The sequence below is a fragment of the Pseudosulfitobacter pseudonitzschiae genome (assembly GCF_002222635.1).
Lineage (GTDB): Bacteria > Pseudomonadota > Alphaproteobacteria > Rhodobacterales > Rhodobacteraceae > Pseudosulfitobacter > Pseudosulfitobacter pseudonitzschiae_A.
Map to the genome: position 1 here is coordinate 256953 of NZ_CP022415.1, position 23300 is coordinate 280252.

Genomic DNA, 23300 nt, shown 5'->3' on the forward strand with positions numbered 1-23300 from the left:
TTAGACAATTCTTAGACCTCAATGTGGAGATAGATTGTGTCGGAAAAAATTGAATTAATTGTATCGCTAACAGGTGGGCAGAGTGATGGGCATGACGTGCCTGCGTTCACAGCGCTTGATAGTGCGCACGCTGTTTCGCAAGCGTTGATGATGATTGTGAATTTTGCTCAAACTGGTGAGATTAGACGAAGAAACTTTAAAGACCTTGATACGGTCCTAAACCTAAAAGTAACTCGGCCGGGGTCGTATGAATTTGTTTTTGAGTTCTCTCAATTTGCTCCCTATTTGATTGAAGCATACGGTAGTGGGCTTGCGAACGCGTCTTGGAAGCTGGTCGAGACTGTTTTCAATCGTGCTACCGGTCTTCTCGGGGCCAATGAAATTGAAGAGGCTGAAAGTGATGGCCGAATTAATGCCGGTGACCTAGGTGCTTTGATACAAGCCGTTGAACCTTCGGTCCGAAGGTCTCACTCTGTTGTGAACCATGGTGCATCCAATGTGAGTATTTTCATAAACGGGGATTCAAATATTGTCACCTTAGATGCTGATAGCAAGGAATATATGCATGAAAGTATCTTTAATGATGAAATGCGTTCGCAGCGGTTTTTGGTAACTAGTTTTGATGGGCGAAACCGTACGGGCCGATTGTTTGATTTAGAGCAAGAACAAGCCTTCACGTTTGATTTGTTAGCCGAAGCTGATCGTAAATCGCTTACTGTTATTGTAGATGCAGCCCGTGCATATGCTTTGCGACAAAAAGGTAAATTTGACGAGAATATGGAGGCCGTCTGTGCGTTTACTTCGGTCGATGCACCTGACGGTCGACAAAAGCGCCTAAAAGTAACTGCCGCTGCTAGGGAGTTCGACGACTTGAATGTTGGTATGATTACAGACCTCACCGAAAGCACCCGACAAATTGAAGACAATGGTGACGATGTGATTGAGTAATGCCAGACTCCCAAGGGGTTTGGCAGCGCCCGAACCGCCCCGTCGTGCTGAAAGCACGCCTTCGGCGTGACGCGGGCGCTTCTCGCCCCCCATCGGGTCAGGCGCACCCTAGCGGTTAGGCCATGGCCAATGTCCTCACCCCTTCGGCCACTTCTCGTCAAACCTGTTCGGCCGGCCGTGTGCCTGCTCCATGATCGGATAGGTCCACTCCTCGCCCGCCACCTCATAGCGGTCAAAGGTCTTGTCCAGTCGTGCCGCCGCGACATGGCGGTTGGCGTCCACCTGTATCCGGTGGATCAGCTCGTTGACGTCGCGCCCCTGCACCTCTCCCAGCACATGCGCGTCGCGCATCGGGATCACCGCGCAGAACGGACGGCGATAGCGGGTCAGCCACAGGTTGCCGTTCTGGCGGGTGACAAACCGCAGCAGCGGGCCGCTGTTTGCGCGGAAGTCTGAAAAAGAAACTGTATGAATTGCCGGCAGCATATTGTCGCACCTTTCGGGCCTGTTGCGTTTGTGTACGCATCTGCCCCGAATATGTACCGCACCGCCGAAACGGGGCTGAAACCGCCCCTTTGGCCTTGGTTGATGCTGTACCGGATCCGGTCGGATATGTACCGGACCCAGCCTACAGCGCGGACCCCAGCGGGCGGTTAACCCACCGGACGCCCCGTTATCAGTGCCCGAAGGCTGTGTTCTCCATCCACTGCATTTCGTCCTGTCCCGCGCGCATGTGCAGGCAGGCAGACCCAGTGCGCTGGAAGTAGATTGCCTCCAGCCTGTACCATCCGGCTTGGGGCACATTCACCTCCGCAGCCTCGGATTCCTCGCAGGGGTGGCGGCCGTCAAACACCACCACTTCTTGCCCGCCAATGCTGGCTTTCAGCCCGTCATTGCTCAGGAAATCAATGACATAGGTGCCAGCGGTCTCGAACCTGACAAAGCCTGAAATGCCCGCAACCACATGGTGTGCGCTGGTCGATGTCAGCGTCATGTCACCATCCGCGGTGTCGCGGTAATCCAGTCCGGCCAGCGGTTCACCCGGCTCTGCGTCGGCCAGAAACGCCTCGGCCTGCGCCAATGTCTTCACGTCCGGCGGATAGGCATAGCGCACCGCCAACCCCTCGGACAGCCCGGTCGGTTGCGGGTCCGCAGGCATCAGTTCCAGCGGAGCAGCCCAAAGTGGTGATGCGATGTAAGCCATTGTAATTGCAGTATAAATCAGCTTCATGTCAAGCTCCTGAACGGGGTGATTTCGCCCAGCTTAAGCCCTTGGCCCGCCTGCGCAATTCAATTCTTCAATGCGCTTTTCAGGTCAAATGGCAGCGCCCCGCCATCCTGCATTTCAGCGATGAAACGCGCGGAAAACGCCCATATATCATCGGTATGGACAAGGTGGTGGGTCAGCAGCCCAAGCGGCTCGGAACTGCCCGACCGGATATGCGCAGCGGCGGTCTCGATCAGCCATGAGGTATCGGCCAAGCCTCTGTTTCCACGCCAGAAAATCGGATCGACATGGGTGTTGACCAGATGCAGCCCGTGCAGGATTTCCACCCCCCGCGGCCCAAATGTCGACAGCCCGCGATACCCCTGCGCGGCCAGTTGCGCGACCAGCCCCTCACTGATCCGGTTCCACGGCGGCACAAACATGGGCACCAGCGCCGCCCCGAACAGTTTTTGCATCCGCGCCAACCCCAACGCAGTCTCCCCCGCCGCTTCAGAACGGTTGCGCTCGAACTCGGATTTCTTGGCCTCCGGCGCCGAGGTGTCAGCATGGGCCCAACCGTGAACGACGGGGACCAGAACCTTGGAAGCTATTGAAACTTCGGCCAATTCCGGCGTGGCTGTTGCGGGGATCACCGCGATGTGAACCGGCACATTCGCCGCGTGCGCGATGCCTTCCAATCGTTCCAGCGCAGGCGTGGGGGCAATGGCATCATCGTCGCGCCACCAAAACCGCAGGGCGCGCCCCTGCCCACGCGCCTCGCGCAAGGCACTGCGCAGCGGGGTCCAATCAACCTGCATGGTGCTCTCCCAAAATCCGGTGCGCAACACGCACCGTCTCCGCTGCTCCGTCCACGCCCTCGGTCAGCGGCGCACGCGGCGCTGCGGCGAGGGTGGCGTTCACAGAATCCAGCAAGCGTTGAGCCGTCAGATCCGCCGCGCGCAGTACCGCAATTCCGGGCTGCACGGCCAGCGCATCGGCACGCAATCCCTGCTCGACCTCATCGCCCGCATCAAAGGGCACAAAGACCGCCCGCACGCCCGTTTGCAGCACGTCCAGCGCGGTGTTGTAGCCGCACATGGACACCGACACAGCCGCCCCGCACAGCATTTGCCGAAAGTCGGGGCGGGCCGCGTCTACGGTGCAGTGTTCGGGCGCGCGGCTGCGCAGGGCGGCGACGCGATCCGCGCTGCCGCCCACCAGAACGCGCCACTTTCGCCCCTTGTCCAGCGCTGCGGCGGCCAGTGCCGCGTCGAACAGGTTATCGCCGACACTGCCGCCGCCAGCGCTGACCAGAACTTCGCCAGTGCCGGTGCCATCGGGGTGTGGTTCGGGCGCCGCGGGGGCCACGAACCCTGTGTAATACAGGCATTTTTGCATGTTTTCGGATACCGGCCAACTGATGTCTAACGCGGCAATACCGGCTACGGAATGCACCAGCACACCGCTGTAATAGGTGGTGATCAAATCCTCGGCCAGTGCTGCCTTGGCGGGTTTTGACGGGGGGGCCAGAATGTCGCGGATCGACGACAGAACAGGCACCTCCAACGCTTGGGCTGCTTGCAACAGGGCGGTGAACTCGTGGCGTAAAATGCGACGCCCGAAAGGGAACAACTCGGTGATCAGCAGGTCTGGACGGAGACCGGCAAAGGCGTCCAGCAATGCCTGTCGCCGTGTCTGGAGATAGATCGCATCGGCCACGGTCCCGTCCGGCGTTAGCATGCGGCTAAAGTCAACGCCGTCGGACTTGAGCGGCGGCAGTTGCACCAGATCAATGCCGTCGAAATCCAGATGCGCGACGGGCACGCCGCCGCTGACCAGCACCACGGTGTCACCGGCCGCAACAAAGGCGCGGCCCAGCGTCAGGGCGCGGGTCAGGTGGCCGGTGCCCAACAGATGTGTGACGACAATCATAACCTTCACGGGCGTGTCTCCAATCGTACGGGTTCGCCATCGAACGCCCAGCCTCTGGCGGAAATATCTATGACAAACAACCGGTTGCGTTTGACGGCAAAGGGGGCGGGGCCATCAAAATCCCATCCGGTCGCATGGGCCAGCAGCACCCGCATCACGCCGATATGGCAGACTGCAACGCTGTCGCGGGCCAGCGCATTGGCCCAAGGGATCAGGCGCGCGCGCACGGCAGCGGGGCTTTCGCCTTCCGGCGGGGCAAAGTTCCAGCCCCAGTCTTCGATGTCGCAAAATCCGCTGGCTCGATCGGCGCGCAGGTCGGTGCCGTGTAGGCCCTCCCAGTTGCCCCAGTTCATTTCCATCAAGGCCGGATCGGTCAGCGGCACACGACCTGAAACCAGCCGGGCGGTTTGTACGGCGCGGAGCAGCGGGCTGGACCAGATCTGGGCCGTATCCCAGGGCGCGGGCAGACGCAGGGCGCCTAGACCGGCAATCGCCGCGTCGTCCAGCGGAATGTCAGTGCGCCCCTGAATGCGGTGGGCGCGGTTCCATGCGGTGTGGCCGTGGCGCAAAAGGGCAAGGCGGATCATCTGGCACAGTCCTGCAAGGCCTGCGTCAACGTGCGCGCCGCAGCAGGCAGCAGATGTTGCGCCGCAACCTGGGTGCGGGCAGCGGCGCCTGCGATGACGCGCGCGGCAGGATCGTCCAGCAGGGTGGTGATGTTCCCTGCCAGTGCTGCGGGGCCGTCCTGTGGGGACGGATGCCCCCCCACAACCACGTCGCGCACGCCGTCGCGGTCTTGGGCTACCACGGGGATGCCTGCGGCTTGTGCTTCAAGATAGGTCAGGCCAAAGGCTTCGTTGACGCCGGGCCAGAACAGCAGCGACGCCTGCGCGTAGAAGGCATCGAGGGCCGCACCGGTTTGCAGTCCGCGCAGTTGAACGCGGTTCCCGAAGGGGGCCATCAGCGCGGCCACTTCGTCGCGTGCGGGCCCGTCACCGACGATGTCCAACCGCCAGTCCCGATGGACAATCAGCTTTAGCGTCTGCGCGATCAGGGCATAGCTGCCCAGCTTGTCGCCGTGACGCATCATGCCCACGGACAGCATCGGGCCGGACAGGTCCGATTGCGCGGGCAGATCGGGGCGGGCCAGAAACGGGTGCAGGTGGATCAGCCGCTGACCTTCGGGCGCATCGCGACGCAGGGCGTGGCTGTCGCGTTCGGTCAGGTACAGCACGGCATCGGCGGCGTCGCAGGCGGACTCGGACGCAACGGCAAACGCAGCCCAAGGGCCGGTCATCCGCTTGCTGGCGCGGGTCGATTCCACTTGTAAATAAGGGATACCAAGGGCGCGGCAGACCACAGGGCCGATCAGGTCGGGGGCTTTGTAGTAGTTGTGATAGGTCAGCCAATGCGTCCAGCCCGCCGCCTGATCCGACGCCAGCAAGCGATCGGCCTCGAATTGCGCCTTGGCCATCAGATCAGCTTGTAGGTTGGCATCGCCCCGCCCGTCATAGATGCGCAGGCCCGACACCACCTGCGTCTCGTTTCCACCCAGTTCCAGTGCTGCGATCAGTGCTCGCGCCATCGCGCGGTCACCCGAGGGCACCGGATGATCCGGCGCTTTGAGCGGTGCATAGACCGCAACGGTCACGCGGCCCCCGACAGCAATGCGGTCAGGCGGCGGGCCAGATGGTCAATGCCCGGTTGCATGGTGAATTCGGCGTGCAAACGGGTGTAGGCTGCCTCTGCCAGCCGCGGGCCCAGTGCGGGGGCGCAGGCCACACGGGTCATCGCGTCGGCCAGCGCGCGGGGGGCATCGTCGCTAAGGATGCCGTGGGTGCCGTCGGTGATGAACTCGGGGATGGCCGAAACGGGCGTCGACAGGATCGGCAGCTTCTGGCTGGCGGCTTCCATCAGCACATTGGGCAGGCCGTCGCGGTCGCCGTCTTCGGCCACGCGGCTGGGCAGCACGAACAGATCGGCCTCGCGCATGGCGGCGATGACTTCGGGCTGGTCGCAGGCCCCGCGCCAGATGATCCGGTCGGCCACACCTGCGGCCTCGGCCTGCGCGCGCAAGGTATCCTTCAGGTCGCCGCCGCCAATGTGGGTCCAGTGCCAGTTCAGATCCACAGGCAGCAGGGCCAGCGCCGCGATCAGCCGGTCAAAGCCCTTTTTCTCGACCATACGCCCGACGCTCATCATCCGCAGGGGTGCGTCCACTGCACGCAACGCGCGGTCGGGTGCGGGGGGGAAACGGCTAAGCTCCAGCCCGTGATAAACCAGATCGACAGGCGTGCCCGCTGACAAACCGTTCAGATGGTCCGCACCAAACGCGGTGCAGGTGGCACCAAAATCAGCACCATGCGTGGCGGGCGACAGCTTGTCCCGCAAATCCCACTCGGGCGAGGTCCAGATATCCTTGGCATGGGCCGAAAAGCTCCACGGCAGGCCGCGCAAGATGGCGGCATAGCGGGTAACAGATGCGGGTGTGTGCAGGAAATGCGCATAAAGCGCGCCGGTATCGTCGGGCAGTTCACGGGCCATGACACAAGCCTGCCCAAAACGGCGGATGCGATTGCGGGTGCGGTCGCGTTTGTAATCAGCGCGAAAGGCCGCCCAACCCGCAGCCCATCCAGGCAGACGGTGGGCGTGCAGCAGGGCGCGGGCCACGCGTGCGGGTTCCGTGTGCAGGTACTCGGGCAGATAGCGTACCGGTCCTTTGAAACGGTCGTGCAGCGGGTGTGTCTTGGTGTCGGTGGGATGGCGCAGCGACCAGATGTCCAACTGCAACCCTGCGGCCTCAAGCGCCACCAGCTCTTGCGCGATAAAGGTCTCGGACAGGCGGGGCCATCCTTTGACCACCACCGCAAGGCGGGCGGGCAGGCGGGTCATTCGGCGGCGGTCCGGCTGTAGGCCGCCGACATCAGGATATGTGCGCGTGCGTTTACGCAGTCCAGTCCGTCCAGCAGCCCGTCGGCCCCTGCATCCGACGGTTTGCCTTGGGTTGGCAAGGCTCGGATCGCGTCGATCATTGATTGCGGGGTCATGCCGTCGCGGTTTTCATCCAGCATCCGCACAAGGCCAAGCTCTTCGGCACGGCTGGCGCGAATCCACTGTTCCAGACGGGGCACTGTGCGCGGGACGATCACCGCGCGTTTGTCAAACGACAACACCTCGCAAAAGGTGTTGTAGCCGCCCATGCACACCACGCCGTCAGCCTTGGCAAAAAGCGCCTCGATCCGGCTGTCAAAGCCAAGAGCGGTCACGCGACCATTCAGTTTGTCCACCCGCGCCTCGAAATCCTCGCGCACTTCGCCGGACAGGAACGGGCCATAGACCAGCATTGCGCGCGGTTTCAGTGTCGGGTCTTGTTCATAGGCGGCCAGCACAAGGTTCACCATGCCTGCGCCATCGCCACCGCCACCGGGGGTGATCAGCACATAGGGGTCGTCGGGCACCTCGTCGGATTCGACGCCATCACGACGCAGGTATCCCGTCCAATACATGCGTGACCGCAAATCGTCGGACAATTCCAGCCCCTCGGTCGGGTCATAGACCGAGCGCACGCCGTAAACCCAGACCTCGTCATAATATTTCTCTGCCGCGTCCAGCGCGCCTTTGCGGCCCCATTCAGCGGCCAGAACTTCGGGCTCGTCCAGCACATCGCGCAAACCCAGAACAGTGCGGGTGCGGCCGGTTTTGCGGATTGCCTCCAGTGTCGGCAACAGCTCGCCGCGAAAGCCTGTGGGCTCTTTGTCGACGATCAGCAGGTCAGGGTCATATTGTTCGACAGCGGACCGGATGAGCGCCGCGCGCAGGTTCGTCGTTTCGTCGATGTCCAGACCCAGCGTCTGGCTGACATATGATCCATCGACCAACTTGGTCACACCGGGCAGGCGGATGTGGTCGACCCGCTCGGGAAAGGTAAAGCGCCCCGCCACGGGTGATCCGGTCAGGATGATCGCGGATGCGTCCGGATTGGCCTGCGTCAGCGCCGCAGCCAAAGCGCGCGAGCGTCGCAAGTGGCCAAGACCAAAGGTGTCGTGGCTGTAAAGAACGATCCGCCGCGGGCGATCGGGGGCTCTGTTTTGTGCCGGAGGCAGGGTCGTGTCATGCGCCATCATGGGCCACCTTTGATCTTTTGTGTTTAAAGGCGCAAGTCGCTTCCGGTCCGGCCAAACACCCCTTTGATGTCATAGACCAACGCACCCGGTTTGCCAAAGGCGCGGATGCCATCAGCGCCCAAAGCGACGAATTCGCGGTGCCCGACGGCAACAATGATCGCATCATAGGCACCTTGCTCGGGGTCGGTCACGGTGTCGACGCCGTGGCGGGCGCGCATGAGGTCCGCATCGACCCACGGTTCATGCACATCAACCTGCACCGAATAGTCCTGCAATTCGGCCACGATGTCGGCCACGCGGGTGTTGCGGGTGTCGGCGCAGTTCTCCTTGAACGTATAGCCCATGACCAGCACCCGTGCGCCCTGCACACGGTTTCCACGGCCCAGCATGGTTTTGATCAGCGTCTGGGCCACATGCGCGCCCATGTGGTCGTTGATTCGCCGACCGGCAAGGATCACCTCGGGGTGATAGCCCACTTGCTGCGCCTTGTAGGTCAGATAGTAGGGATCGACACCGATACAGTGCCCGCCCACCAGACCGGGGCGGAAGGGCAGAAAATTCCACTTGGTGCCCGCCGCTTCCAGCACTTCCAGCGTGTCCAGACCCAGCCGGTTGAAGATCAGCGCAAATTCGTTGACCAGTGCAATGTTCAGGTCGCGCTGTGTGTTCTCGATCACCTTGGCCGCCTCGGCAGTGGCGATCGAGGATGCACGGTGCAGGCCCGCCTTGACCACGGGACCATAGATCAGGTCCAGACGGTCCAGCGTTTCTGCGTCTTGGGCGGCAATGATCTTGACCACGTTTTCCATCGAATGTTCGGCGTCGCCGGGGTTCACCCGCTCGGGGCTGTAGCCAAGTTTGATCTGGGTGCCGACGGTCAGACCGCTGCCCGCCGCCAGTGCGGGGCCGCAGACCTCTTCGGTCACGCCCGGATAGACGGTGCTTTCCAGCACGACCAGGGCACCGTCGGTCAGATGCGGCGCGATGGTGGCGCAGGCGCCCAAGACAGGCCCCAGATCGGGGGTTTTGGCGTCGGTAATCGGGGTGGGGACGGCGATGATGAAGTTGCGCGCGCCCTTCAGGTCGGCTGCGTCGGAACTGAACCGCGCGGTGGTGTCGGCCAGAGATGCGTCCGCAACCTCGCCGTTCGGGTCGTGCCCCGCGCTGAGGGCGGTCACCATATCGGGATCGGTGTCCAGTCCCAACACGTCAAAACCTGCACGCGCCAGTGCCAGTGCCAGCGGCAGGCCGACGTAGCCCAGCCCGAGAATAGCGATACGTCCGCTCTGGGCGGAACCGGTCGGGGTGGCGTCTGTCATATTCGTCCTTTGGTCTTTGGCGGCGTGCGGCCCAAACCGGACTGCTGCTATTAATATCTACGGTGCAAAAATCACCGGTGTCCACAAGTGGGGTCTGTGCTTGCGAATTGCAATGAATGCGCGTCTCGGCTAGCGTCATCGTCATCTTGATGACGAAAAGGCGACAGGATGCGGCTGATTTTATGCTTTTGGCTAAGCGTTCTGCTGACAGTTGCGGCTGCCCCGCGACACGCCCAATCCCAAAGCCTGTTCACTCCCAGCGTCTCGGACCCTGCGCCGCAGGACGATCCATTGGCTGAAACCCTGCGCAAAGCCCGCGAGGCGGGCCTGAGCGTGATCGTCGTGGACGCCCAAGGTAACCTGATCACACCGGACGCAGCGGAAGACCCGCAAGCTGCTGATGATGTGCCAGCGCCAAACCCGCAAGGCTCTACGCTGATGGAAACGCAAAAGCGCGGGGCGCAGTTTCGCAGCACCCTGAGCGAGCGGTTGGATGCCCTTCCGGATTCCCTGAACGAGGTCCGCTATATCTTGCGTGCAACCAGCCCCGATGGCCGCATCATGACCTATGTCGAGCTGCTGTTGCTGGGTGCGCTTTTGCTGTTTGTCGGCAGTCAGACCATGCGGCAGTTGATCGGACCCTATGTGTTCCAAGGCTTTATCACCGGACGAATGCAGGACACCCCGAAAGGCTATCGCGAAAAAATGCCGTTTCTGGTGTTCCGCTTTCTGGTGGGCATTGCCAGCACTTTGATGTCGATGGCCATTGCCTATGTGCTGGGCGTTTTGTTCTTTGACCCCGTCACCGACATTTCGTTGCAGGTCACCATTCTGGCGATCAACGCGACCTTTCTGGCCTGCCGGACCGTGGGGGACGTGTGGCGCATGGTGCTGTCGCCGTTTCTGTCGCAATACCGCATCCCGCGCTTTTCCGACCGCGATGCCAAACGGTTGTACCGCTGGGCGTTCTACGTTGGGTCGCTGGATATTTGCGTCGTGGTCTTTGCCACATGGCTGAAAGACTTCGGGCTGAACTACAACGTCTATGCGATCGTTTTTGGCATTCTCAGCCTGACGATGGCGCTGATCAACGTCCTGTTGCTGACAGTAAACCGATCCGCGATTTCAAACGCCATCCGCAATGGGCGCAGCAAAATCGAAGTGGCTTGGCTGCTGCGCATCGTGTCGGTGTGGTGGCTGCCGGTGATGGTCGTTTATATCATCTTTGGCTGGCTGGAGCTGGCCTTTGATCTGGTGCTGGAAACGCCCACATCAATCCCGCTGATTGCGGGGGCTTATGGTGTGCTGGTCACGATTCTGGTGGTGTACGGTGTCATCAATTACCTGATCGAAACCTATTTCGAACGCGCGCGGCAGATCGAGATGATGAACGCGCAGACAGATCCCACATTTGCGCAGACAACAGACGACACTGGTGACGAAACATCCGAGGCAGAGGTGGACCACCCCAAGCCGCCGTTTGTGCCGCGCCATGTGATGCACACCTATGAACAGCTTGCGCGGCGGGTGTCGGGTATTCTGGCATTTGTAGCGGGCAGCTATGCGCTCTTGCTGATCTGGGGCAACGCCTCGGATATGGTCGAGGGCAACATATTTGGCCAGTCGCTGCTGGACATCATGGTGATTATCTTCATCGGCTACATCATCTATCACGCGTTCCGTATCTGGATCGACCGGAAGATTGCAGACGAACAGGGCGATGAAATGGAGGCCGAACTGGGCGACGAAGGTGGTGGTGCCAGCAGCGCCACCCGTCTGGCCACGCTGCTGCCACTGTTTCGCAACGTGATGCTGATTGTGGTGGTGGTGACGATTGTGCTGATCATCCTGCTGGAGGTTGGCGTCAACGTGGGCCCGCTGTTCGCCGGTGCGGGCTTTGTCGGGGTCGCCATCGGCTTTGGTAGCCAGTCGTTGGTTCGGGATGTGTTCTCGGGAGCGTTCTTTTTGTTCGATGACGCGTTCCGCAAGGGTGAATATATCGACGTGGGCGGCGTCAAAGGCACGGTCGAGAAAATCAGCGTGCGATCGTTCCAGCTGCGCCACCACTTGGGTGCGCTGCACACCATCCCGTTTGGTGAAATTCAGGTCATGACCAATTTTTCCCGCGATTGGGTGATCATGAAACTGCCCCTGCGCGTGACCTATGACACCGACGTGGAAAAGGTGCGCAAGCTGATCAAGAAACTGGGGATAGAGTTGCTGGACGATCCGGTGATCGGCGATAACTTCATCCAGCCGTTAAAGTCCCAAGGCGTGATCCAGATGGAAGACAGCGCGATGATCATCCGCGTTAAGTTCATGACCAAGCCGGGCGATCAGTGGCTGGTGCGCAAAAAGGTCTATGAAGACATCCGCGCGCTGTTCGAACGCGAAGGTATCCGCTTTGCCCACCGCGAGGTGACTGTGCGTCTGGCCGATGGCAAAGTGTCGGAGCTGGACGAAGAACAGCGCGATGCGGTGACTGCCGCGGCACAGGCTGTGATCGAAGAAGACATGCACGACGTTGCACAGGAGACAGGTGATGACCGATGAGGCCACATCCCAACCTGTGATCACGCTGCGCCAGCGCATGGGGCGCATTCTGGATTATTTGCCTAATCGGGTGATCCCGATGTTGATGGCGCTGATCGTCTGGCTGGTTGCGAGCAGCACCAATTTGCAGGTTGTGGCCCTGTTCACCGATGCCACCGGCCCGCTGGCGCTGTACGGGCCGGTGATGCTGTTGGCTGTGGCGGCGATCTGTCTGTTCGCGATCCGCTCGGGCACCGACAGCTTTGCCGGTCTTGTTGCGGATGTTGTGGTTTTTTCGCTACCGCTGGTCTTTATGGCGCTGCGTCCGCCGTGGTCGGATGCGGTCGCGCCTGTGTGGGGTTTGACGGTCATTTGGGGGCTGCAACTTTTTGCGATGTTCCTGCTGCTGCCGCGCCGCGCTTGGGACAATGAAATGGCCATGCAGCAGCTTTTTGGCATGACCATTGGCCTGTTTGTCGTCATGTATTTTCTGGTGTCGTGGGACGCGGTGGGCTTTGCCCGCTTTATGGGGGCACTGTCGTTGTTCGCAGTGTTTCTGGGGATGGTCATGGTGGCCCTGTCGATCCTGCGCCGCTGGCGGCGGGCGGCGTGGCTGGTGGGGGCGGCAGTGTTGGCCGGTTTCGTGTTTTTCGAGTTCCAGCACGAGGCGGTCTATCGTGACCGCCAGCCGGTCAACGCCGAGAACGTCGGCAGCGCGGATCCTTTTGCGTTGTGGCTGTTCGATCGCGCCGATGCCGGTTATTACCGCCGCAACCGGTTACCCTATCCGGTGATATTGGCCGCATCCGAAGGCGGCGGCGGTTATGCGATGGCGCATTCCTATGCGTTCTTGTCCAAGATGGCCAAACGCTGCCCGAACTTTGCGCAGCATCTGTTTGCGATGGTGGGTGTGTCAGGCGGGCAGGTGGGCAACACCCTGTTTCAGGCCAACACCGACGCGGTCAATTCCTCCGAAGTGTCGCAGTGCGGGTCCGATGCCACGTCAAGCAACTTGGGTTATCTGACGGTGGATCATCTGTCGCCATTGTTGGCGCATCTGTTGTTTGTGGAAATCCCGCGCAAGCTGCTGTTTCTGGGATCGGCTGACAAGGGACGCACGCGGGTTCTGCTGGAGAGTCTGAACAGTGTTCCCGAGGGCTATGTGCCCGTGCCCGATGTGGCCTATTCCGACCACTTTTGGACTTATGGCGCCGAAAATGGCCCGTTTCCCTACCGTCTGTCGGGCAAACCGGCGCTGGTGTCGGTCACGGCCAATGTGCAGACTGGCAACCGGTTTGTTTTTTCGCCGTTTGAATTCAACACTAGGGCCGAGAACAGCTGGACGTTTTTCAGCGGTTCGGGCGACATGCAGTCCGGCACGCACACGCTGGTCGAGCCGGACCTTGGCAGCGTCACGCTGGCCTCTGCCAGCTTTCCGTGGGTGACGCCGTCGCTGCGTTTTGCCCTGCGCCGCGGGTTCAACCCGTATATCGATGCGCCGCATGAGATGCCCGCCGACAGATCCACTCTGACCGGCCCCGAGGTTACACAGGCTGTAAATCTGGTGGATGGCGGATATTTCGAGAATTCGGGTGCCGAAACGCTGTCGGAAATCCTGGCCTCGATCAACCACGGCTATGCCACCTTTTTGCAAAAGGACGTGATCAATCAGGGCACGGGCAAGCATTGGTACGGGGTCAACGACGACTATCGCCACCGCTCTTTTGCCGATGTTGACGGCTGCGACGCGCTTGAGGCGCGCGCGGTGCCCTTCATGACCGGGCCGGTGGACTGGGCCCCGTGCGAGGTGCCGTTTTTCACTATCGCCGTGCTGATCCGCAACACGCCACAACATCCCGCAAGCGGCGCGCCACAGTCGTTTCTGAAAGATCCGGTCACGACCTTGCTACAGGCGCGCACCGCGCGCGGCGAACTGGCGATTGCCATTTTAGAGGAGCGCCGCTGCGGGTTTGGCGAAAGCTGCGGGCTGGAATTGGCGACTCAGACCAGCCATTCTCCCGATCCACAGATCTATGCGGGCCTGTTTCAGTCGCTGATCGACAGTTCGGCGCAGGAATTGCCGCTGGGCTGGAACATGCCCCGCCCCAAGATTGCTGCCCTCGAACGTTGGGTGGTGCCGTCGCAAGAGGTTTGCGCCCAGTTTGAAACATTCCCCGACGAGACCGATTTCGAGGTGCCACATGCCCAAACCTCGTTGCATCCCAAAGAGTTGGATCTTTTGGTTAAACGCAACTGCACCCAGACGCGGCAGTTGATGATGTTTTTTGATGCGCCAAAGCTGTTGCAGGCGTTGGAATGGCGTAATTAAATTCCCTCGACAACAGGTGCCAAAAGGCATAGGTCGCGTGCCTTACGCAAACGAAAGCCAAAACATTTGAAACAGAGCCTTGCCGATGCGCTGACCCAGCGCGGATATGAAACCCTCACGCCCGTACAGGAGGCCGTGACCGATCCGGCCCTTGAAGGGCAGGATTTGCTGGTCTCGGCCCAGACCGGATCGGGCAAAACCGTGGGCTTTGGCCTTGCGCTGGGCAAGACCCTGTTGGGCGACAGCGAAAGCTTTGATCCCGCAAGCGCACCGCTGGCACTGGTGATCGCACCAACCCGCGAGCTTGCGATGCAAGTGAAACGCGAACTGGCATGGCTGTATGAAAAAGCTGGTGTTGTCATGGCGTCTTGCGTTGGCGGCATGGACATGCGCGACGAACGTCGTGCGTTGGACCGCGGGGCGCATATTGTTGTCGCCACGCCTGGCCGTCTGCGCGATCACATCATGCGCGGCTCGATCAACCTGAGCGCTATTCGCGGCGTGGTGCTGGACGAAGCCGATGAAATGCTGGATCTTGGGTTCCGGGATGATCTGGAATATATTCTGGGCGAATGTCCCGAAGACCGCCGCACGCTGATGTTTTCGGCCACGGTGCCGAAATCCATTGCCGGTCTGGCGCAGAAATACCAGCGCAACGCGCAGCGGGTCACGACCCTTTCGGGCACTTCGCAACACGCAGACATTGAATATCGCGCTATGTCCGTGGCCAACCACGATGGCGAAAGTGCGATCATCAACACCCTGCGGTTTTTCGAGGCACCCAATGCCATCGTGTTCTGCAACACCCGTGCGATGGTCAACCGGATCACCACGCGTCTGTCGAACCGCGGCTTTTCGGTTGTTGCCCTGTCGGGCGAGCTGACGCAGGCCGAACGCTCGCACGCGCTGCAAGCGATGCGCGACGGGCGTGCGCGTGTCTGTGTGGCCACAGATGTGGCTGCCCGTGGCATCGACCTGCCCAACCTTGATCTGGTTGTGCACGCCGAACTGCCGTCGAATCATGAGACGCTGTTGCACCGTTCGGGCCGGACCGGTCGTGCGGGACGCAAGGGCGTCAGCGCGCTGATTGTCACCGCCAAGGTGCGCGCGAAAGCGACTCGCATCCTGAAAATGGCCCAGTTGGAAGCGACGTGGTGCGAAGCGCCGGGTGCTGACGCCGTGCGCGCCGAGGACGAGGCGCGTTTGCTGGCCGACCCCATGTGGTACGAACCCATCGCAGAGAGCGAAGCGGGGCTGGTTGCCAAACTGGTCGAAACCTATTCGGCAGAGCAATTGGCGACGGCCACCGTGCGGGTGCTGGCGCAACGCTATACCGCGCCCGAAGATTTGTCGGCCACCAGCAACGAAGCGCCGAAACCGCGCGCGGCCTTTGGCCCCAGCGTGTGGTTCTCTGTGTCTGGCGGGCGCAATCAGGGCGTCGAAGTGCGCCGCTTGCTGCCGATCCTGTGCAAGGCCGGTGACGTGACCAAGGATGATCTGGGTGCGATCCGTATTTCGGACGATGCGTCCTTTGTCGAGATTCTGCAGTCCAGCGCGGATGGTTTTGCCGCGGCTTTGGGCAGTGACATGACTGTCGAAGGTGGCCTGAAACTGGAACGTCTGGCGACACCGCCCGCCGAAGCCAACCGCCCCAAGCCCGCGTACAAGCCGCGTGATGATCGTGGCCCTGCCAAGGGTGGCAAGCCGCCCTACAAAGGCAAAGACCGCGATTTTGGCGGTGAACGCGCGCCGCGTCCGCCACGGGACGACAAGCCCAAAAAACAGTGGGACGACAAGCCGAAGAAGCAGTGGGATGACAAGCCCAAGGCCGAACCGGCGTTAACCCGCGCCCCCGAAACGCATACCGCGCCCAAGTCTGACAAGCCCGCGTATAAACCCGCGCCGAAATCGGACTATAAGCCGAAGTCGGACTATTCGCCCGATGACAAACCCGCCCGCAAAGGCCCACCAAAGTCCGCGGGTCCGGTGGATTGGAACGACACATCGACCCCGCGCCGCAAAAAGCCCAAGGCCGGTGCCAAGCCGACAGGCCCGCACAGCGCGCACAAGAAAAAGCCGCGCAGTGCGATGGATACGGCACGCGCTGACGGCGCTGTGACCAGTCCGCGCGGCAAGGCGCGCTTTGGCGACACCTCTGGTGGCACTGGCGGCAAACCCAAAGGCAAAGGCGCATCTGCGGGTGGGCCGTCCAAGGGCAAACCGGCTGGCAAACGCGGCTTTTCCGGTTCGGGTGGCAGCCAGCCACCCCGCAAACCGCGCGGCTAAATCCGGTCAGGACTTGTAGGGGTCGAGGCTGTCACGCAGCCCGTCCCCTAGGAAGTTGAACGCCAGAACCACGATGATGATCGGCAGCATCGGGATCGCCGTCCACGGATAGATCTCGATGCTGGCCAGATTTTGCGCATCGTTCAGCATGACGCCCCAACTGACCGCAGGCGCTCGCAAACCCAGCCCCAGAAACGACAGTGCGGTTTCCCCGAGGATCATTGCTGGAATTGACAGCGTGGCGCTGGCAATCAGGTGTGACATGAAATTGGGCAACAGATGCCTGCGGATCACACGCCCCGGCTTTGCGCCCATCATCTCGGCGGCGCGCACATATTCCTCTTCGCGCAGGCTCAGGAACTTGGATCGCACCGCCCGCGCCAGCCCCGGCCAGTCAAGAATGCCGAGGATGACCGAGATGATAAAGAACACCGCCACCGGCCCCCAGTTTGACGGCACCGCAGCGGACAGCGCCAGCCACAGCGGCAGTTCGGGCAGGCTGCGCAGTATCTCGATGGCGCGGTTGATGATCCAGTCGGTCTTGCCGCCAAAGTACCCGGCGATGGACCCGAAGAAGATGCCCAAGACAAAGGATACGGTGATGCCGATGATCCCCACGGTCAGCGACAGTTGTGCGCCGTAAAGAATACGGCTGAACACATCGCGGCCCAGCCGGTCCGATCCGAACAGGAACACCGTGGCCCCCTCGGGCGCGCAGAACAGGTGCGTATCCGAGGGGATGAATCCCATCAAATTGTATTCACCGCCGGTGCAAAACATCTGCAACCGCATGGGGGTGTCTGTGTCGGCTTCGTATTGCCAGCGGAAGTTGACCAGATCAGCCTGACCGCTGGTGGCGTAGACATAGGGGCCGATAAGATCGCCCTCGTGAAACCAGCGGATCGCTTGCGGCGGGTGGTACAGGTTCTCGGCGCTGCGCTCGTTCGGAGTATAGGGCGCGATGAAGCCCGCAAAGGGCAGCATCAGATAGCTTAGCAGTAGGAAAACACCCGAGAGCAACCCGATCTTGTGCCGCCGGAACCGACGCCAGACCAGCAGCCACGCAGGCGCGTCCATGTCTTTGCGGTCCGGTTCGCTCAGGTTGACGTCCGGATTATACGGGGCGTCGTCGACGTAGTGATTGCCGGGCAACATGCTCATCCTTCGCGCGCCCCGTAGCGGATGCGCGGGTCAAGCAGCACCAAAAGCAGATCGGAAATCATGGTGCCGATCAATGTCAGCAAGGCGACAAACATCAGCACGAAACCGGCCAGAAACTGGTCTTGGGACTTCAGCGCGGTCAGCAGCGCGGGGCCGATGGTTTGCAACCCCAGCACCACCGACACCAGCACCGACCCCGAGACCATCGCAGGCAGCAGGTTGCCGATGTCGGCTACGAAAGGGTTGAACGCCATGCGCAGGGGGTATTTCGCCAACAGACGGGCAGGGGCCATGCCCTTGGCCTTGGCGGTTTCGACGTAGGGTTTGCTGAGTTCGTCCAGCATATTCGCCCGCAACCGCTGCATCATCGCCGCTGCGCCCGAGGTGCCGATGACGAACGTCGGCACGATCAGGTGGATCAGGATCGACTGCACCTTGGCGGGGCTCATCGGTTCGCCCTCGAATTCGGGGGCCATCAATCCGCCGATGGGTAGGCCCATATATTTGTGACCATAGTAGAACAGCATCAGCGCCAGCAAAAAGTTGGGCGTGGCCAGTCCCAGATAGCCGACAAAAGCCGCCGTATAGTCCACCCATGTTTCGGATTTCGCTGCCGCCAGCACCCCGAGTGGCAAGGCCACCACATAGACAAACAGAACAGCCGCAAGATTGACAAGCACGGTTAGCCACAGCGCGTCGCCCACGATCTCGGACACTGGTTGGTCAAACTCAAAGGACCAGCCGAAATCGCCTTGCAACATGCCGCTGAAGCCCTGCGGGCCGGGGGCGGCGCCGATCCAGATCAGGTATTGCATCCACAAGGGGCGATCCAGTGCGTATTCGGTGCGCAGAAATTCGGCCTTGGCCACACCTTCGGCCTGACCTGTGGCGCGCAGTTCGGCGATCTGGTTCGACAGGTAGTCACCGGGGGGCAGGTTGATGATCGCAAAGACCAGTATCGACACCACCCACAGCGTCAGCAGCATGGTCAGCAGACGGTAGCCCGCATATTTCAGAAACATCATTTGCTCACCTGTGCGGTCTGCGTGGGCAGATCGAACCAGAATTCATCCATCCGGTGTACGCCGAAATGCGCCCCCGGTTCCCACGCCCATGTGGCCGCCTCTGGTACGTTGCGCAGGGTGTTGTTGACCACGACGGGTTGGGGGGCTTCGGCCAGAATGCCGATGCCGTATTGTTCGCTGGCGTGAATTTCCAACATCTCGCGCCAGATGGCACTGCGGGTGGCGTCATCTTTGGCGGCGGTCCATTGCGCGGACAACACCAACAGCCGTTTGGCCTGCGGCATGTTGACGGCTTCGCCAGCAGCACCGCGTGTCTGGTAGTATTGGCCCCACATTGGCCAGGCCATAAAGTCCTGTTGGGTGGGGGCCAGATAGCCCGGTGGCGTATAGGGTTGGGGCAGCCCGTTGTCCCAGCCGTACCAGACCGCCGCCATTGTCACGCCCGCATAGACGCGGTTGCGCAGGATGTCGCGGTCCAGCGGGCGCATCACCAGCTTGATCCCGATCTCGCGCCATGTGTCGGTAATGATGGCCAGCGCGTTTTCGACCTCTTGGCGTTCGCCTGCGGTTTCGATCACGAATTCCATCGGTCGGCCATCGGGCAGTTTGCGGAGTCCGGAAGGGGTGCGCTCGGTCAGGCCCATTTCGTCCAGCAACGCGTTGGCAGCGTCGGGGTCATAGCTGGCCCAGGCGTGCAGGTTTGCCTCGCTAAAGAATGCACTTCCGGCAAGTGCCGCCATGCCGCCCTCTTGTCCCAATCCAAAATAAAGTGCGCGGTTGATCATGTGTCGGTCGATGCCCATTGACAGGGCGCGGCGAAAACGCACGTCGCGGATCACCTCGCGCCAGACGGGATCGGCAAAATTCAGGTTGGGGTAAATCGCAATCTGGCTGGCAGCACCGTTGCCCCAGAGCAGCGTATGATAATTCGCACCATCGCTTTCGCCCTTTTTCAGGATCGCCACATCGTTGAAATCCAGTCCACGCGCTTGCAGGTCGGTCTCGCCCGCGTTGGATTTTGCTGCGACCAGACCCGCACCCACCACGGTCATTTCCACCACGTCGATATAGGGCAGCTGCACCCCGCGCGCGTCGATGCGGTGAAAATACGGGTTGCGCACGTAAAGTTGGCGTGTCGATTTGGTGGCGGTCGCACTCATCCACGGCTGCAGCGTGGGAAGTGCGGGATTGTCGAATTTGTACATATTGTCGATACGGTTGTGCAGCGCTGCCCAGCCGCGCACCCGACGTTTGTCGATCTCTGTTTTCAGTATTGCAGGGTCGGCAAAATCAACATGGAATTGCTTGAGATAGGTCGAAGGCCGGTAGATAAATGGAGGCCGCGCCGCCGCCAGTTGTTGTAGAAACTCGGGGTTGGATACGGGCCATTCGACCACCACGGTCAGCCGGTCGGGAAAGCTCATTGTGGCCAGCTGACGCCCCACGCGCATCACATCGGGTGGGCCGTTGGGGCTGAGTTCGGGATTATTGGCGACGTGGTTCCACCAATAATCGAAATCCGCCGAGGTAAAGTCAGACCCGTCCGACCATTTGTGTCCTTCGCGCAGATGCAGCGTAAAGCGACGGCCGTCTTCGACGGTCACATCGCGCAGGATGTCGGGTTTCAGGTTGTATTTATGGTCATAGCCGACCAGCCGTGCATAGCCATAGACCACCATCTGCCGCACATCCTTGGACCGCGAGATCATGGTGCGCAGGGTGCCGCCCTGAGTGCCAAAACTGCGGCCTTTCGCCTCGAGGTCGACGACAAGCGGTTCTTGGGGGATGCGCCACGTGGCGGGGGGCATCAGACCGCGCGCGACCTCGTCGGCCCAAAAGGTGCTTTCCTGCACAACGGGGTGCGGTGACTGCGTTTGGGCGGCCAGCGGGCAGGAAAGGGCTACGGCGGCGGCCAGCAAAAGGGGGAACAGCCGGTTAAACATGGCAGCGCACCTGATGACCTGGGTTCACTTCGACCAGCGCAGGAGCTGCGGTGCCGTCAAAGCGGAACATCTCGGGCCACGAGCACGGCGCGCCCGCCCCTTTGGCGACCAGCGCCAGATCAATCGGACGTGACAGGTCGGGTTCGGGCTGGGCCGCGATCAGCGCCTTGGTATAGGGGTGTTGGGGGCTGTAAAACAGCGTGTCGGGCGGGGCCTGTTCGACAATCACACCTTGACGCATCACCGCAACTTCGTCCGCGATGCGCGACACCACGGCCAGATCGTGGCTGATAAACAGGTAGCTGAGCCCCATGCGCCGCTGGATCTCCTCAAGCAAGGTCAGGATTTGTTCTTGCACCGATACATCTAACGCCGAGGTCGGCTCGTCACAGACCAGCAGTTGCGGGTCCAACGTCAGAGCGCGCGCGATCGACAGGCGCTGGCGCTGGCCGCCGGAAAAGGCGTGGGGAAAACGCCCCAGCATATCGGGCGACAGGCCAACCCAGCGCAGCATTTCGGCGGCTTTGTCGCGGCGGTCGGTGCGCGTTCCAAGCCCGTGAATTTCCATCGGCTCGGTCAGCGCATCCTGAATACGCATACGGGGCGAGAGGGACGAGTAGGGATCCTGAAACACCATCTGCGCGGACCGCTGGAATTTGGTGCGCTGGGCGCGGTCCATTGCATGCACGGGCAGGGCTGCGTCGGCGCCTCTGGCACGAAACATCACCTGACTGCCTGCGTCGGGCTGCTCTGCCCCCAAGGCAATGCGGGCACAGGTCGTCTTGCCCGACCCGCTTTCACCGACCACAGCCAGCGTGCGGCCACGGGGCAGCGACAGGTTCACGTCGACGCAGGCGCGCACAATTATGGGGGCCTTCCAGCCGCCAGCGCGCACCTCGTAGGTTTTGTTGACGTGTCGCATGTCAAGGATCAGGTCGTCTTGCGGCATCGGCGCAGAGGGGGCGGCCACCTGTGGGATCATCGGCGCTGCTGCAAACAGCTTTTGCGTATAGCCATGTTTTGGCGCGCCCAGAACTGCGGCTGCGGGGCCGCTTTCCATGACCATGCCCTTGTTCATCACCACGACCTTTTCGGCCATGTTGGCCACCACACCCAGATCGTGCGTGACAAGGATCACAGCCATGCCGGTGTCGTGTTGCAAATCTTTGATCAGCCCCAGCACTTGCGCTTGTGTGGTCACGTCCAGCGCCGTCGTCGGTTCGTCCGCGATCAGCAGATCGGGTTTGGCCACCATTGCCATTGCGATCATCGCCCGCTGTCGCATCCCGCCCGACAATTCGAAGGGGTAGGCGCGAAAGACGCGCATGGGATCGGCAAAGCCCACCTGCTCAAATGTCTCAAGCACCTGTTTGCGCGCAGCCGCCCCCGATTGCGACCTGTGCAGTTTCAACACTTCGGAGACCTGATTGCCGATCCGGTGCAACGGCGACAGCGACCGCATGGGTTCTTGAAAGATCATCGAGATGTGGTTGCCGCGAATGGCGCGCATCTGGCGTTCGGGCAGGGCCAGCAGATCCTGCACTGCTCCCTTGTGGCCAAAGCGGATGCTGCCCGAGCGCAATTGCGCCGATGCGGGCAGGATGCGCAGCACCGACCGGCAGGTCAGGGTCTTGCCTGATCCGCTTTCTCCAACCAGTGCCAGAGTTTCGCCGGGCATCACGCAAAAACTGACGCCCTGCACTACGGGCGGCGCAGTGCCGAACCCGATGCTTAGGTCTGCCACATCAAGAAGTGGTGTCATGCTGTCCCCTGCTGTGCCGGATAGGGGCACAGTCTGTGTATCAGTGAAACCCGATTTCTTGGCGCAGGTCCAGTGATGGCGGGTTTATCCGTGTCGTACCCTACACATTCGCCCACTTGTGGCCCATGTACATTGGGAAAGCCGATCGAAAGGAGATTGTTGCCTTGAGCCGACTGGATATATTTATCGACCGGATGGTGTCGCAACGCGCCGGTCTCGAACATGCGGCGGGATTGGTGGCAGGAATGAACGGCCCTGCGTTTGAGTTGGGGCTGGGCAACGGGCGCACCTATGATCACATGCGCAAAGTGCTGGCACCGCGCGATATTTATGTGTTTGAACGCGCAGTTGCGTCGCATCCCGACAGCACGCCGCCCGATGACATGCTGATTTTGGGCGATGTTTTCGAAACACTGCCGCTGGCGTTGGACCGGTTCGGCCCTGTGGCGGCGCTGGTACATGCCGATCTGGGCGGGCATAACCCTGCCAAGAACGACGCCTTTGCCCGCGCGATTTCGCCTTATGTGCAGCCGTTGCTGGCACCCGGCGGGGTGATGGTGGCCAGTGACCGGATGTATTTTGAAGGCTTCGAGGAACTGCCCCTGCCCGAGGGTGCTGTGGCAGAGCGCTGTTTCATCTACCGCGCACCACGCTAAGCCGGGCTTGCGCCGTGACGCGGTGACCGTGCGGGTTGTGACGTGGCGGCGTTTCACATCGCGCCTATGTTCTGCT

General features: G+C 61.2%; 18 protein-coding genes. 5 read left to right on the forward strand and 13 right to left on the reverse strand.

From position 1 onward, the window contains the following. Positions 1 to 36: 36 nt before the first annotated feature. Entirely contained in the window at positions 37 to 948 is a 912-nt protein-coding gene (locus SULPSESMR1_RS01180; protein ID WP_089419177.1) for a hypothetical protein, read from the forward strand. Positions 949 to 1083: 135 nt separating this feature from the next. Here the strand turns inward: SULPSESMR1_RS01180 and SULPSESMR1_RS01185 are convergent, their stop codons facing one another. From SULPSESMR1_RS01185 to SULPSESMR1_RS01225, 9 genes are all read right to left on the reverse strand, one after another. Further along, positions 1084 to 1434, reverse strand: coding sequence for a hypothetical protein (locus tag SULPSESMR1_RS01185; protein ID WP_089419178.1), 351 nt, complete (start codon positions 1432 to 1434; stop codon positions 1084 to 1086). Positions 1435 to 1624: 190 nt separating this feature from the next. Then, positions 1625 to 2179, reverse strand: a complete 555-nt coding sequence (locus tag SULPSESMR1_RS01190) for a PA14 domain-containing protein (RefSeq protein WP_089419179.1) — start codon at positions 2177 to 2179, stop codon at positions 1625 to 1627. 59 nt (positions 2180 to 2238) lie between these two features. Further along, positions 2239 to 2973: a polysaccharide deacetylase family protein gene (locus tag SULPSESMR1_RS01195; protein ID WP_089419180.1), complete on the reverse strand. Its 735-nt coding sequence runs from the start codon at positions 2971 to 2973 to the stop codon at positions 2239 to 2241. After that, positions 2963 to 4096, reverse strand: a complete 1134-nt coding sequence (locus SULPSESMR1_RS01200; RefSeq protein ID WP_089419181.1) for a glycosyltransferase family protein — start codon at positions 4094 to 4096, stop codon at positions 2963 to 2965. Before SULPSESMR1_RS01200 ends, SULPSESMR1_RS01195 begins: the two co-directional genes overlap by 11 nt. Then, entirely contained in the window at positions 4093 to 4674 is a 582-nt protein-coding gene (locus SULPSESMR1_RS01205; RefSeq protein ID WP_089419182.1) for a histidine phosphatase family protein, read from the reverse strand. The genes SULPSESMR1_RS01200 and SULPSESMR1_RS01205 overlap by 4 nt, the downstream gene beginning before the upstream one ends. Further along, the gene (locus tag SULPSESMR1_RS01210; RefSeq protein WP_345889520.1) at positions 4671 to 5738 is read right to left on the reverse strand and encodes a glycosyltransferase family 4 protein; all 1068 of its coding nucleotides are present in this window, start codon (positions 5736 to 5738) and stop codon (positions 4671 to 4673) included. Before SULPSESMR1_RS01210 ends, SULPSESMR1_RS01205 begins: the two co-directional genes overlap by 4 nt. Further along, positions 5735 to 6979, reverse strand: a complete 1245-nt coding sequence (locus SULPSESMR1_RS01215; protein WP_089419183.1) for a glycosyltransferase — start codon at positions 6977 to 6979, stop codon at positions 5735 to 5737. Before SULPSESMR1_RS01215 ends, SULPSESMR1_RS01210 begins: the two co-directional genes overlap by 4 nt. Continuing rightward, a complete protein-coding gene (locus tag SULPSESMR1_RS01220) occupies positions 6976 to 8208 on the reverse strand; it encodes a glycosyltransferase family protein (RefSeq protein WP_089422072.1) in 1233 nt (410 codons plus the stop codon). Before SULPSESMR1_RS01220 ends, SULPSESMR1_RS01215 begins: the two co-directional genes overlap by 4 nt. Positions 8209 to 8234: 26 nt before the next feature. After that, complete coding sequence (locus SULPSESMR1_RS01225; RefSeq protein WP_089419184.1) at positions 8235 to 9530, reverse strand: nucleotide sugar dehydrogenase; 1296 nt, start codon at positions 9528 to 9530, stop codon at positions 8235 to 8237. A 168-nt stretch (positions 9531 to 9698) separates the two neighbouring features. On the opposite strand from SULPSESMR1_RS01225, the gene SULPSESMR1_RS01230 reads away from it, so the two are divergent. The 3 genes from SULPSESMR1_RS01230 (at position 9699) to SULPSESMR1_RS01240 (ending at position 16677) form a co-directional block, all read left to right on the forward strand. Next, the gene (locus SULPSESMR1_RS01230; protein ID WP_089419185.1) at positions 9699 to 12083 is read left to right on the forward strand and encodes a mechanosensitive ion channel domain-containing protein; all 2385 of its coding nucleotides are present in this window, start codon (positions 9699 to 9701) and stop codon (positions 12081 to 12083) included. Then, a complete protein-coding gene (locus SULPSESMR1_RS01235) occupies positions 12073 to 14391 on the forward strand; it encodes a hypothetical protein (RefSeq protein ID WP_089419186.1) in 2319 nt (772 codons plus the stop codon). The genes SULPSESMR1_RS01230 and SULPSESMR1_RS01235 overlap by 11 nt, the downstream gene beginning before the upstream one ends. Before the next feature lie 66 nt (positions 14392 to 14457). Next, entirely contained in the window at positions 14458 to 16677 is a 2220-nt protein-coding gene (locus SULPSESMR1_RS01240) for a DEAD/DEAH box helicase (RefSeq protein WP_089419187.1), read from the forward strand. 6 nt (positions 16678 to 16683) lie between these two features. On the opposite strand, the gene SULPSESMR1_RS01245 is transcribed toward SULPSESMR1_RS01240, so the two are convergent. Genes SULPSESMR1_RS01245 through SULPSESMR1_RS01260 form a run of 4 tightly spaced genes read right to left on the reverse strand, consistent with a single transcriptional unit; the run spans position 16684 to position 22568 of the window. After that, positions 16684 to 17838: an ABC transporter permease gene (locus tag SULPSESMR1_RS01245; protein WP_089419188.1), complete on the reverse strand. Its 1155-nt coding sequence runs from the start codon at positions 17836 to 17838 to the stop codon at positions 16684 to 16686. Further along, positions 17835 to 18863 carry an ABC transporter permease gene (locus SULPSESMR1_RS01250; protein ID WP_089419189.1) on the reverse strand — a complete coding sequence of 343 codons (1029 nt, stop codon included), beginning with the start codon at positions 18861 to 18863 and terminating at the stop codon, positions 17835 to 17837. Before SULPSESMR1_RS01250 ends, SULPSESMR1_RS01245 begins: the two co-directional genes overlap by 4 nt. Then, the gene (locus SULPSESMR1_RS01255) at positions 18860 to 20806 is read right to left on the reverse strand and encodes an ABC transporter substrate-binding protein (RefSeq protein WP_089419190.1); all 1947 of its coding nucleotides are present in this window, start codon (positions 20804 to 20806) and stop codon (positions 18860 to 18862) included. Before SULPSESMR1_RS01255 ends, SULPSESMR1_RS01250 begins: the two co-directional genes overlap by 4 nt. Beyond that, positions 20799 to 22568 carry an ABC transporter ATP-binding protein gene (locus SULPSESMR1_RS01260; protein WP_089419191.1) on the reverse strand — a complete coding sequence of 590 codons (1770 nt, stop codon included), beginning with the start codon at positions 22566 to 22568 and terminating at the stop codon, positions 20799 to 20801. The genes SULPSESMR1_RS01255 and SULPSESMR1_RS01260 overlap by 8 nt, the downstream gene beginning before the upstream one ends. 164 nt (positions 22569 to 22732) lie before the next feature. On the opposite strand from SULPSESMR1_RS01260, the gene SULPSESMR1_RS01265 reads away from it, so the two are divergent. Beyond that, entirely contained in the window at positions 22733 to 23224 is a 492-nt protein-coding gene (locus tag SULPSESMR1_RS01265; protein WP_089419192.1) for a class I SAM-dependent methyltransferase, read from the forward strand. Positions 23225 to 23300: the final 76 nt, after the last annotated feature.